Source organism: Luteimonas sp. MC1782, from assembly GCF_014164605.1.
In the GTDB taxonomy this organism is placed as follows: domain Bacteria; phylum Pseudomonadota; class Gammaproteobacteria; order Xanthomonadales; family Xanthomonadaceae; genus Luteimonas.
Genome location: NZ_JACJFT010000001.1, coordinates 1 through 12,513 on the forward strand (window position 1 = coordinate 1; position 12,513 = coordinate 12,513).

The 12,513-nt window shown below is 69.4% G+C and carries 10 protein-coding genes; 8 read left to right on the plus strand and 2 right to left on the minus strand.

All coding sequences use genetic code 11. The features are described 5' to 3' along the window. The 3 genes from H5368_RS00005 to H5368_RS00015 all read left to right on the plus strand — a co-directional run. Nucleotides 1–559, plus strand: a 559-nt coding sequence (locus H5368_RS00005) for an OmpA family protein (protein ID WP_182820389.1), incomplete at its 5' end; no start/stop codon positions are given. Between the two features lie 181 nt (nucleotides 560–740). Next, on the plus strand, nucleotides 741–1,829 hold the full coding sequence (locus H5368_RS00010) for an OmpA family protein (protein ID WP_182820390.1): 1,089 nt from the start codon (nucleotides 741–743) through the stop codon (nucleotides 1,827–1,829). 99 nt (nucleotides 1,830–1,928) lie between these two features. Next, entirely contained in the window at nucleotides 1,929–2,432 is a 504-nt protein-coding gene (locus H5368_RS00015) for a hypothetical protein (RefSeq protein WP_182820391.1), read from the plus strand. Nucleotides 2,433–2,457: 25 nt separating this feature from the next. Here the strand turns inward: H5368_RS00015 and kbl are convergent, their stop codons facing one another. Together kbl and tdh are read right to left on the minus strand one after the other, a co-directional pair. Beyond that, the gene (kbl, locus tag H5368_RS00020; protein WP_343203865.1) at nucleotides 2,458–3,651 is read right to left on the minus strand and encodes a glycine C-acetyltransferase; all 1,194 of its coding nucleotides are present in this window, start codon (nucleotides 3,649–3,651) and stop codon (nucleotides 2,458–2,460) included. Between the two features lie 76 nt (nucleotides 3,652–3,727). Next, nucleotides 3,728–4,759 carry an L-threonine 3-dehydrogenase gene (gene tdh / locus H5368_RS00025; protein WP_182823600.1) on the minus strand — a complete coding sequence of 344 codons (1,032 nt, stop codon included), beginning with the start codon at nucleotides 4,757–4,759 and terminating at the stop codon, nucleotides 3,728–3,730. A gap of 227 nt (nucleotides 4,760–4,986) precedes the next feature. Here tdh and H5368_RS00030 point away from each other — a divergent pair, with 227 nt between their 5' ends. From H5368_RS00030 to H5368_RS00050, 5 genes are all read left to right on the plus strand, one after another. Beyond that, a complete protein-coding gene (locus H5368_RS00030; RefSeq protein WP_182823602.1) occupies nucleotides 4,987–7,080 on the plus strand; it encodes a S46 family peptidase in 2,094 nt (697 codons plus the stop codon). Between the two features lie 193 nt (nucleotides 7,081–7,273). Then, nucleotides 7,274–9,364 carry a S46 family peptidase gene (locus H5368_RS00035; RefSeq protein WP_223878069.1) on the plus strand — a complete coding sequence of 697 codons (2,091 nt, stop codon included), beginning with the start codon at nucleotides 7,274–7,276 and terminating at the stop codon, nucleotides 9,362–9,364. Next, nucleotides 9,361–10,005, plus strand: coding sequence for a histidine phosphatase family protein (locus H5368_RS00040; protein WP_182820393.1), 645 nt, complete (start codon nucleotides 9,361–9,363; stop codon nucleotides 10,003–10,005). Before H5368_RS00035 ends, H5368_RS00040 begins: the two co-directional genes overlap by 4 nt. A 10-nt stretch (nucleotides 10,006–10,015) precedes the next feature. Next, entirely contained in the window at nucleotides 10,016–11,326 is a 1,311-nt protein-coding gene (gene folC, locus H5368_RS00045) for a bifunctional tetrahydrofolate synthase/dihydrofolate synthase (protein ID WP_182820394.1), read from the plus strand. A 31-nt stretch (nucleotides 11,327–11,357) separates the two neighbouring features. Then, nucleotides 11,358–12,461 carry an SPOR domain-containing protein gene (locus H5368_RS00050; RefSeq protein ID WP_182820395.1) on the plus strand — a complete coding sequence of 368 codons (1,104 nt, stop codon included), beginning with the start codon at nucleotides 11,358–11,360 and terminating at the stop codon, nucleotides 12,459–12,461. Nucleotides 12,462–12,513: the final 52 nt, after the last annotated feature.

Sequence of the window (12,513 nt, forward strand, 5' to 3'; positions counted from 1 at the left end):
CTGGTTCGGCGACGTGCTGGCCTCGGTCGGCGTCGTGATCCCGCTCGGCCCGGAGCCGACCGCGCCGGTCGCCCCGGCCCCGGTGGCCCCGAGCTGCGCCGACATGGACAGCGACGGCGACGGCGTGAACGATTGCGACGACAAGTGCCCCGGTTCGCAGGCTGGCCAGACCATCGGTCCGGACGGCTGCCCGGTGCCCGTGTCGATCGACCTGAAGGGCGTCAACTTCGACTTCGACAAGGCGACCCTGCGTCCTGACGCGGTGGCGATCCTCAACGAGGCGATCGAGATCCTGAAGCGTTACCCGCAGCTGAAGGTCGAAGTGGCTGGCCACACCGACTCGAAGGGCACCGACGCGTACAACCAGTCGCTGTCCGAGCGTCGTGCCACCACGGTCTATGACTACCTGACCAGCAACGGCATCGACTCCGGCCGCATGGTGGGCCCGAACGGTTACGGCGAGAGCCGCCCGATCGCGCCGAACACCAACGATGACGGTTCGGACAATCCGGAAGGCCGCGCGCGCAACCGCCGCACGGAGCTGAACGTCCAGAACTGAGTCGTCCCTGAATAGGTATACCGACGCCCGGGTACATCCCGGGCGTTGCTTTAATTAATTGTTAACATTCACCTGAATGTGTACTATCGGCGGCGCCACTGGCAGGCGACAGGGTGCCCGAGTGGTCGATCCCCCCAGTAGTCCCGCCGCCCCGATTTCGTTCCTGACTAGGAGTACGTATATGAAGATTAAGTTGTTGAGCACCGCCCTGCTGGCCGGTCTCGCTGTGTCGCAGGCTGCGGTCGCGCAGGATTTCGACGATCGCTGGTACATCACCGGTAGCGCAGGCTTCAACCTGCAGGACAACGACCGCGGAACGCGCAATGCGCCGTTCGGCACCTTGGGCCTCGGCAAGTTCATCAGCCCGGACTGGTCTCTGGACGGCGAGCTGAACTACCAGAACCCCAACAATGACGCCAACCAGAACCTCAACTGGAGCCAGTACGGCGTGTCGCTCGATGCCCGTCGCCACTTCATCACCGAGGGGCGCAGCTGGAACCCCTACGCGCTGTTTGGCGTCGGTTACCAGCGCTCCGAGGAAGAGTACAACAACTTCCCGAACCCGAATTCCCCCGGTCAGCGTGAAGACGGCAACTTCGCCGCCAAGGTCGGCGTGGGCCTGCAGGGCGACCTGGGCCGCGTCGGTATCCGTACCGAGCTTGCCTACCGTGCAGACTTCGACGACACCAGCGTTGCCGCACCGGACGAGAGCTGGTTCGGCGACGTGCTGGCCTCGGTCGGCGTCGTGATCCCGCTCGGCCCGGAGCCGACCGCGCCGGTCGCCCCGGCCCCGGTGGCCCCGAGCTGCGCCGACATGGACAGCGACGGCGACGGCGTGAACGATTGCGACGACAAGTGCCCCGGTTCGCAGGCTGGCCAGACCATCGGTCCGGACGGCTGCCCGGTGCCCGTGTCGATCGACCTGAAGGGCGTCAACTTCGACTTCGACAAGGCGACCCTGCGTCCTGACGCGGTGGCGATCCTCAACGAGGCGATCGAGATCCTGAAGCGTTACCCGCAGCTGAAGGTCGAAGTGGCTGGCCACACCGACTCGAAGGGCACCGACGCGTACAACCAGTCGCTGTCCGAGCGTCGTGCCACCACGGTCTATGACTACCTGACCAGCAACGGCATCGACTCCGGCCGCATGGTGGGCCCGAACGGTTACGGCGAGAGCCGCCCGATCGCGCCGAACACCAACGATGACGGTTCGGACAATCCGGAAGGCCGCGCGCGCAACCGCCGCACGGAGCTGAACGTCCAGAACTGAGGACGTCGGCACCAGTAGTCCCACGAAGCCCGGCCCAGTGCCGGGCTTCGTGCTTTCAGGGACTGCTACACTTCGCGTCGCAGCAGGAGGAAAGCCCACATGAAGCGTGCAGCAATGTTGTTGGTGGCCGGCCTGGCCGTCCCCGGGATGGCCCATGCGGCGATCGATTGCGCCAGCCTGGCGGCGTCGAACCCGTCCACGTCGCGCATCACCGTACTCGCGCCGCTCGCGCAGGAACTGGTCGCGCCGTCCTATCTCCTCGGAGGCAACAGCGGCGTGCTGTCCTATGCCTACGACGAATCGCAGACAGTCGAGGAAGTGCTGCTCCGCCAGCGCATCGAGGGCTGCCGGAACGTGGCCATCGCGGTGCCCGCGCCCAGCGTCGCCAACCCCGATGATCCCGGCGCGTACAAGCCGAAGACCGAATTCGACAACACGCCGTGGCGGTTCGACATGAACCAGAACGGCAAGCGCATGACCGCCGATGAGTTCGACGCCTGGATGAAGTCGCGTGGCGTGCGCGTTGCGCGCGGTGGCGCGGCGGCTCCCGTGGTCGAACCGCCTCCGCCCGAAGCGGCCGAAGGCAGCGCTACCCCCGACTGATCGCGGGCGTCGCCCGCGGCGGCGTTCAGGTCTTCAGAACGCCAAGCTCGCGCCCGATGCGGGTGAACGCGTCGATTGCACGATCAAGGTGCTCGCGCGTGTGCGCCGCGGAGATCTGCGTGCGGATGCGCGCCTGGTCCTTGGGCACCACCGGGAAGAAAAAGCCGATCGCGTAGATGCCTTCCTCCAGCAGCCGCTCGGCGAAGCGTTGCGCAAGCTTGGCGTCGTACAGCATCACCGGGCTGATCGGGTGCGTCCCCGGCCGCACGTCGAAACCCGCGGCGATCATCTTTTCGCGGAAGTAGCACGTGTTGTCGACCAGGCGTTCGCGCAGGTCGCCGGCCGCTGCCAGCATGTCGAACGCCTTGGTGCCGGCCGCGACCACGTGCGGCGGCAGCGAGTTGGAGAACAGGTAGGGCCGCGAGCGCTGGCGCAGCATCTCCACCACTTCGGCCTTCGCGGTGGTGAAGCCACCCAGAGCGCCGCCCATCGCCTTGCCCAGCGTGCCGGTGATGATGTCGATCCGGTCCAGCACGCCCTTGACCTCGGCGGAGCCGCGGCCGGTCGCACCCAGGAAGCCGGTCGCATGGCACTCGTCGATGTGCACCAGTGCGTCGTACTTCGCCGCCAGTGCGGTGATCTGGTCGAGCGGCGCGATGAAGCCGTCCATCGAGAACACACCGTCGGTGGTGATCATGATGGTGCGCGCGCCATCGGCGCGGGCCTGCTTCAGCTGGGTTTCAAGATCGCCCATGTCGCAGTTGGCGAAGCGGTAGCGCTTCGCCTTGCACAGGCGCACGCCGTCGATGATCGAGGCGTGGTTGAGCGCATCGGAGATGACCGCGTCCTCCTCGCCCAGCAGCGGCTCGAACAGACCGCCATTGGCGTCGAAGCAGGCTGCATAGAGGATCGTGTCCTCCTTGCCGAAGAAGTCCGCGATCGTCTTCTCGAGCCGCTTGTGCAGGTCCTGCGTGCCGCAGATGAAGCGCACCGAGGCCATGCCGAAGCCGTGCGTGTCGAGCGCATCCTTGGCCACGGCGATGATGTCCGGGTGGTCGGCCAGGCCCAGGTAGTTGTTGGCGCAGAAGTTCAGCACAGTGCGGCCGTCTTCGAGTTCGATCTCGGCCGACTGCGGGCTTGTGATGATGCGCTCGGCCTTGAACAGGCCCTGCTCGCGGATCTCGGCCAGGGTTTCGCTGTAGCGTGCGGTGAGTGACACGGGACACTCCTCGATGTTGGGGATGCAGGTCGCGCTGGCGCGGCAGTGCCGCCTGTCTCGCGCGACACAATGCCGGTTACCAGCTCAGTACGACCTTGCCCGACTTGCCCGATTCCATCAGGTCGAAGCCCTTCTGGAACTCGTCGACCGGCAGCTGGTGGCTGAGCACCTTGTGCAGCGGGAACCCCGACAGCACGAGCTGCGTCATCTTGTACCAGGTCTCGTACATCTTCCGGCCGTAGATGCCCTGCACGGTGAGCCCCTTGAAGATGATGCGGTCCCAGTCGATGCCCGCGCCCTGCGGCAGGATGCCGAGCAGGGCGACCTTGCCGCCGTGGTACATGCAGTCGAGCATGTCGTTGAAAGCACGTGGATTGCCACTCATTTCCAGGCCTACGTCGAAGCCTTCGAGGTGCAGGTCGGCCATGACCTCCTTGAGCGACTGCTGGGCCACGTTCACGACGCGCGTGGCGCCCATGTCGGCGGCGAGCTTCAGGCGGTAGTCGTTGACGTCGGTGACCACCACGTTGCGCGCGCCGATGTGCTTGCAGATGCCGGCCGCCATGACCCCGATCGGGCCGGCGCCGGTGATCAGCACGTCCTCGCCGACCACGTCGAACTCGAGCGCGCAGTGCGCGGCGTTGCCGTAGGGGTCGAAGAACGCAGCGAGTTCGCTGGGCACCTGGTCGGGGATCGGCCACAGGTTGGTGGCCGGCATGACGATGTATTCGGCGAACGCGCCGTCGCGGGTCACGCCGATGCCGACGGTGTTCGGGCACAGGTGCTGCTTTCCGGCCCGGCAGTTGCGGCAGTGTCCACAGACGATGTGGCCCTCGGCCGACACCCGCTGGCCGAGGGTGTAGCCGCCCACGCCCGGACCGATCTGCACGATGCGGCCGACGAACTCGTGGCCGATCACCAGGCCGGGCTTGATGGTGCGCTGGCTCCACTCGTCCCACAGGTAGATGTGCAGGTCGGTGCCGCAGATCGCGGTCTTCTCGAGCTTGATCAGCACCTCGTTCGCGCCCGGGACGGGCACGGGCACCTCGTCCATCCAGATGCCCTTGCCGGCTTCGCGCTTGACCAGCGCCTTCATGGTGGTGGGGATGACGGCGGGTGCGGTCTGCGACATGTCGGGCCTGTGGCGTGCGATCGAAAGCGCGATTGTACCGCCGGCACATGCAGCGACGCGTGTGCGGGATTTGCCACCGCGGGTGCCAGCGCCTAAGGTCGCGGGCTTTATGCCTGCTCCGAGGAATGCCCGTGATCCTGCGCCTGCTGCCCGTCGCACTTGCCGCCGCCCTGTTTCCCGCCGCCGCCCTGGCCGACGAAGGCATGTGGATGCCGTCGCAGCTGCCGCAGGTGGCCGCGCAGATGGAGGCCGCCGGCTTCAAGGGCGATCCACGGGACCTCGCCGACCTCGGCAAGCATCCGATGAGCGCGGTGGTGTCGCTGGGCGGCTGCACCGCGAGCTTCGTTTCGCCGCGCGGCCTGGTGGTCACCAACCACCATTGCGCGCACGGCGCCATCCAGCTGAATTCGACGCCGGAGAACAACCTGATCGTCAACGGCTTCAATGCCGCGACGCCCGCCGACGAGGTGTCCGCCGGCCCGGGCGCGCGGGTGCTGGTGACCGACCGCTTCGAGCCGGTCACCGAGCGGATCCTGGGCGCGGCCAGCGGCCTGCGCGGACGCGCGTACTACGATGCCATCGACGCCGCCAGCAAGGCCGTTGTCGCCGAGTGCGAGGCCGAGCCCGGCTACCGCTGCAGCGTGGCCAACATGTACAACGGCAGCGAGTTCCACCTGGTGCGCCAGCTGGAACTGAAGGACATCCGCCTTGCGTATGCACCGCCGGACGCGATCGGCAGCTACGGCGACGAGATCGACAACTTCATGTGGCCGCGCCACAGCGGTGATTTCGCCTTCTACCGCGCCTATGTCGGCCGGGACGGCAAGCCCGCGCCGTACGCGGTGGACAACGTGCCGTACACGCCGGCCGCGTGGCTGGAGGTGTCCACCGATCCGATCGCCGAGGGCGATTTCGCCATGCTCGCCGGCTACCCGGGTCGGACGTTCCGCCACCGCACCGCCGCCGAGTTCGCCGACCAGGTGGAGTGGCAGCTTCCTTCGCGGGTCGCGCTCAACGCGGCCCTGCTGGAGACCATCGAACGCGCCAGCGCGGGCAACGCCGAGGCCACCGTACGCTACGCCGCGCATGTTGCCGGCATCAAGAACACGCTGAAGCGCGCGCAGGGTGAACTCGACGGCCTGCAGCGCAGCGACGCCGTCGCGGTGCGGCGCGCGGAGGAGGCGGCGGTACTCGGTTGGCTGGCGCAGCAGCCGGATGCCAAGTCCAGCCGCGACGACATCGAAGCGGCCATGCAGGTCATCGCGCAGGCGCGCGCCACCCGCGAGCGCGACCAGCTGTTCGGCATGCTGCGCAGCCAGACCCAGCTGCTGAAGTCCGCGCTGCAGCTGCAACGCCTGGCACTGGAGCGCGGCAAGCCCGACCCGGAGCGCGAGAGCGGTTACCAGCAGCGCGACGAAGCGCTGGTCGAGGCCGCGTTGAAGCAGGCGCAGCGGCGCTACGACCCGGCGGTGGAGCGCGCCATCCTGGCCACCTTGCTGGCGCGCTATCACGCGCTGCCGGCTGACCAGCGCATTGTCGAGGTGGATACGGTGTTCGGTGGCAACGATGCCGCCGCGGCGAAGGCCCTCGACGCGCTGTACACAGGCACCACGCTCGGTGCCGAAGCCGTGCGCCTGCAGCTGCTGGCGGCGCCGCCGGCCGAGGTGCAGGCATCGACCGATGCGCTGATGCGGGCCGCGGCGACGCTGCTCACGGCCGAGCTGCGTCTGGAAGACGAAGCCAAGGCGCGCGAGGGCGAGCTGCTGCGCCTGCGCCCGGCGTACATGCGTGCGCTGGCCGGCCATGCCGCGGCGCAGGGCAGGGCGCTGTACCCGGACGCCAACTCCACGCTGCGCGTGAGCTACGGCCGGGTCAGCGCCCTGGCACCGCGCGACGCGGTGCACTACACGCCGCTCACCACCGTGGACGGCATCGTCGAGAAGCACACCGGCGAGGCGCCGTTCGACGCGCCCGCGCCGCTGCTGGCCGCCATCACACGGCGTGACTTCGGCGCCACCGTCGATCCGGTGCTGGGCACGCAGACCGTCAATTTCCTGACCAACCTCGACACCACGGGCGGCAACTCGGGGTCGCCGGTGATGGACGCCAAGGGCCGCCTGATCGGCCTGAACTTCGACAGCAACTGGGAGGCGGTCAGCGCCAGCTGGATGTTCGATCCACGCTACAAGCGCGCGATCCACGTGGATGCGCGCTACATGCGCTGGCTGATGGCGCGCGTCTACCCGGCGCCGCAGCTGTTGCGCGAGATGGGGCTTCCACTCGACCAGGCGGACTGAGCGGGCCGGCCGGGCCGCCATCGACCCGGCGCGGGCAACCGGGCCAACCGGCAGGGTCCAGGCTGCCGCGGGGGAGGCTAAACTCCCCCCTTCACTGGCTATCCGGGATCCATCCATGCGCAAGACCTTCCTCGCGGCGGCCGCCGCAGCCGCCACGGCCGCCGTCGCCTTCCCCGTGCATTCGGGCGAGGGCATGTGGGTGCCGCAGCAACTGCCGGAGATCGCCGGACCGCTGAAGAAGGCCGGGCTGAAGCTCAATGCCAACCAGCTCGCCGACCTGACCGGTGACCCGCTGGGCGCGGTGGTCTCGCTGGGCGGCTGCACCGCGAGCTTCGTTTCCCCGCAGGGCCTGGTCGCCACCAACCACCACTGTGCCTACGGCGCGATCCAGCTCAACTCGACGCCCGAGAACAACCTGATGCGCGACGGCTTCTACGCCGCCGCCCTCGGTGACGAGCTGAGCGCGGGCCCGACCTCGCGCATCTACGCGCTGGAGGCGATCGAGGACGTCACCGACCGCGTCCAGGCTGCCGTGGCCGCCGCGCCGGACGCCATCGGCCGCACCAGGGCGCTGGATGCGATTGAAAAGTCGCTGGTCGCCGCCTGCGAAGCCGACGCCGGCTACCGCTGCCGCCTCTACAGCTTTGCCGGCGGCAATACCTACCGCCTGTTCAAGAACCTCGAGATCCGCGACGTGCGCCTGGTGTACGCGCCGCAGGGCAGCATCGGCGCCTACGGCGGCGAGATCGACAACTGGATGTGGCCGCGCCACACCGGCGACTTCGCGTTCTATCGCGCCTACGTCGGCAAGGACGGCAAGCCGGCGGCCTACGCCGAGGACAACGTGCCGTTCCAGCCCAAGCGCTGGCTGAAGTTCGCGGACAAGCCGCTGGGCGCGGGTGATTTCGTGATGGTGGCCGGCTACCCGGGCCGCACCGCGCGCTATGCGCTGGCCAGCGAGTTCCAGGCCACGCAGGACTGGACGTACCCGACCATCAGCCGCCACTACAAGGCGCTGCAGGCGCTGGTGGCCAAGGCCGGCGAGTCGGACCCGGACATCGAGGTGAAGTACGCCAGCACCATGCGCGGCTGGGAAAACGTCTACAAGAATTACGACGGCCAGCTGGCCGGCTTCGAGCGCACCGGCGCGCTGGCCACCAAGCAGGCGGCCGAGGCCGGGGTACTGGCATGGGCCGCCGCACAGGGCGAGGCCGGCAAGCCGGCCATCGACGCCCACGCGCGCCTGCTCGAGCTCGAGGCCGCAAGCAATGCCACGCGCGAGCGCGACCTGGTGTTCGGCCAGTTCAACGGCACCGGCCTGCTGTCGGCGGCGATCCGCAGCTACCGCCTGGCGATCGAGCGCGAGAAGCCCGACGCCGAGCGCGAGCAGGGCTACCAGGAGCGTGACCTGCCGACGCTGGAGGGCGCCATCCGGCAGATGGATCGCCGCTACGTGACCAGCATGGATCGTGCTTTGCAGCAGTACTGGCTGGACGCATACGTGAAGCTGCCGGCCGACCAGCACGTCGAGGCGCTCGATACCTGGCTGGGCGGCACCGACGCCAAGGCGATCACGCGCACGCTGGACCGTGTCAACCGCAGCGAGCTGACCAATGCCGATGCGCGCATGACCTGGCTGAAGGCCGATCGCAAGACCTTCGAGCGCAGCAAGGATCCCGCGATCCGCTACGCGGTGGCGGTCATGCCCACGCTGCTCGCGCTCGAGGCGGAGCGCAAGACGCAGGCCGGCGACGCCCTGCAGGCGCGCCCGGTGTTCCTGCAGGCGATCGCCGACTACAAGGCCAGCAAGGGCGAGTTTGTCTATCCCGATGCCAACTCCTCGCTGCGCATCACGTTCGGCAACGTCAAGCCATACACCAAGCTTGACGGCACGCCGCAGCAGCCCTTCACGAAGCTGGAAGAAGTGGCCGCCAAGGCGACCGGCGAGGAGCCCTTCGACGCGCCCCCCGCGCTGCTCGAGGCGATCGCGGAGAAGCGCTATGGCGGCTTGGCCGACCGTCGCCTGAAGACCGTCCCGGTGAATTTCCTCTCCGACCTCGACATCACCGGTGGCAACTCCGGGTCGCCGGTGCTGGATGCACGCGGCCAGCTGGTGGGTTTGGCGTTCGACGGCAACTGGGAGTCGGTGGCGTCCAACTGGGTGTTCGATCCGGTGATGACGCGGATGATCTCGGTGGACCAGCGCTACATGCGCTGGGTGATGCAGGAGGTCTATCCCGCGCCGCGCGTGCTGGCGGAGCTCGGCCTGACGCCCAAGCCGTGAGGATCCTGCTCGCCCGCCACGGCGAAACCACCTGGAACCGGGAAGGCCGCTACCAGGGCCAGGAAGACATCCCGCTGTCCGATGCCGGCGCCAAGCAGGCGCTGCGCCTGGGCGAGCGCCTGCACGACGTGCGCATCGCGCGCGCCGTGGCGTCGCCGCTCGGGCGCGCCTACGACACCGCGCGCCTCGCGCTCGGCGACGCGCGCGCGGACATGCTGGAGGTCGACAACGACCTGATGGAAATCGCCCACGGCAGCTGGGAAGGCAAGCTGGCAAGCGAGATCCGCGAGTCCGATCCCGAACGCCTCGCTGCCTGGCGTGACACCCCCGACAAGGTGCAGATGCCGGGCGGCGAGTCGCTCAAGCAGGTGCTTGCGCGCGCCTGGCCGGCGCTGGCGAATGCCTGCGAGGGCCTCGGCCCGGAGGACACGCTGCTGGTGGTGTCGCACGACGCGGTGAACCGCGTGCTGCTGTGCCGCGTGCTCGGCCTGCCGCTGTTCCGGCTGTGGACGTTCCGCCAGGCGCCGGCCACGCTCAACCTCCTCGAAGGCCCGGACGTCGAGCATCTCGACGTGGTGCGCCTGAACGACTGCGCGCATCACACGCTGCTGTTCGGCGAAGCGGTGCACCGCGCCCTCTGAGCACCCCGCGATGACCACTACGCGCAGCCTGGGTGACTGGCTCCGGTATATCGAGGGCCAGCACCCGCAGGCCGTCGACATGGGACTGGACCGCGTGCGCGCGGTCGCGGCACATATGCAGCTGGGGCGTCCGGCCACGCACGTCGTCACCGTCGCCGGCAGCAACGGCAAGGGCTCCACGGTGGCGTTCATCGAGGCCATCGCGCGCGCCAGCGGCCTGCGCGTCGGCGCCTACACGTCGCCGCACCTGCTCGCCTACAACGAACGCGTGCGCATCGACGGTGCCGATGCCGGCGATGCCGCGCTGGTGCGGGCGTTCGAGGCGGTCGAGGCCGCGCGCCACGACACCACGCTGACCTATTTCGAGTACGGCACCCTGGCGGCGCTGTGGCTGTTCGAGCGCGCCGGCCTGGACCTCGCGGTGCTCGAGGTCGGCCTGGGTGGCCGGCTCGACGCGGTCAATATCGTCGACCCCGACGTGGCCGTGGTCACCACCGTCGATCTCGACCACCAGGATTGGCTGGGCGCCGACCGCGAGGCGATCGGGCGCGAGAAGGCCGGCATCGCCCGCGCATGGAAGCCCCTGGTGCTGGGCGAGGACGATCCGCCGTCCAGTGTGCTCGGCCATGCCTACGCCATCGGCGCCTCGGCGATCCGCGGCGGCAGCGACTTCCGCTTCGGCCTGCACGACGACGGCAGCCCGGGCTGGTGGTGGCGCGAGCCCGGCTTCGAGCTCGCGCTGCCGATGCCGCGGCTGGCGGCGCCGACACAGCTGCGCAATGCCGCGACCGCGATCGCGGCACTGCGCGCGCTGGACGTGGACATCGACGATGACGCCTGGGCACGCGGCGTCGCAGCGGCCGATATTCCCGGGCGGCTGCAGCGGTTCGGACGCGGCGGCGTGACGGTGCTGGTGGACGTGGGCCACAACCCGCAGGCGGCGCGCGCGCTGGACGACTGGCTGCGCACGCAGGCCGGGCAGGGTGGGCGCACGCACGCGGTATATGGCGCGCTCGTCGACAAGGACGCCGCCGGGGTGGTGGATGCGCTGGCGTCGCAGGTCGATGCCTGGTACCTCGCCGGACTTGCCGAGGCAGGCCCTCGCGGTGGCGATGCGGATGCGCTCGCCGCGCGCCTTGTCGGCACCGCGGCCATCGACGGCACGCACCATGCCGATGTCGCCGCCGCATTGTCCGCCGCAATCGCCCATGCCTCCCCCGGCGATCGCGTGCTGGCCTTCGGCTCGTTCCATGTCGCCGCGGCCGCGCTGGCATGGCTGGCGGGCACGGGTTCAGAAGCCCGCGCGGGTGGCGGCGTATAATTCGCACGCCCCCTTGTCGCTTCGAGCGCATATGGATTCCGGACTGAAACAGCGCCTGATCGGCGCCGCGGTGCTGATCGCGCTTGCGGTGATCTTCCTGCCGATGCTTGTCCAGGGCCCGGCCCCGGACAGCGGCGTGTCCGACCTGTCGCTGCAGGTGCCGTCGGCGCCCGGCGGCCAGTACGAAACGCGCGACCTGCCGCTGGTGGTGCCCAATGCCACCAGCAGCGCAGGCCTGCTCGCCGATGACGGCAGCCTGGCGACGGTCGACACCGCCACTGCGCCGACGCCCGCGGGCGCACGCTCCGACGACGCCGCCGACCTGTCCAGCGCGCAGCCGCTGGTCGAGGAAGACGGCGTGGTGGCTACGCCGCTGCCGCCCGATCCCGCGCCCGCGCTCGCTGCCGCAGCGCCAGCCGCGGCTGTGGCTCCCGCGCCAGCTGTAACCCCTGCAGTCGCAGCAGCGAAGCCCGTGGATGCGCCAAAGCCCGTCGCCGCCGCGCCCGCGCAGCGCCTGCCGGCCGCCACTGCCGGTGGCGACTACGTGGTGAGCTTCGGCGCCTACGCCACGCGCGCCGACGCCGGCGCGGTCGTCGATCGCCTGCGCAAGGCCAGCCTGCCGGGCTACGTGGAGGAAACCACGGTCAACGGTCGCGACGCCTGGCGCGTGCGCATCGGTCCCTACGCCTCGCGCGCGGACGCCGAATCGGCGCGCATCACCGCCGGCGGCATCGGTTCGCGTGCGCAGGCGCAGGTGGTCGCGCTCGACGCGCGCCCGTCCGCCACGCCCGCGGCCCGGCCAGTCGCCACGGCTCCGGCACCGGCGAAGCCGGCGGCCAGCACGCCCTCCACAGTTTCCGCGGTGCCCGCGCCCGCCGCCACGCCACCCGCCGCCGCCGGCACCGGTTTCGCCGTGCAGCTCGGCGCGTTCGGCAACGCCGCGGATGCGCAGGCGCTGCGTGACCGCCTTCGGGCTGCCGGCATCGGTGCATTCACCGACACCGTGCAGACCGACAAGGGCGCACTCACGCGCGTCAAGGCCGGTCCGGTGCTCACCCGCGCCGAAGCGGACCAGCTCAAGGCGCGGATCAAGTCTTCGCAGGGCATCGACGGCCTGGTGCGCGCGCATCCCTGAGCCCTGCGGTCGACCCTTCGGCTGATCCTTTCCATCGCTCCATTCCAGACCT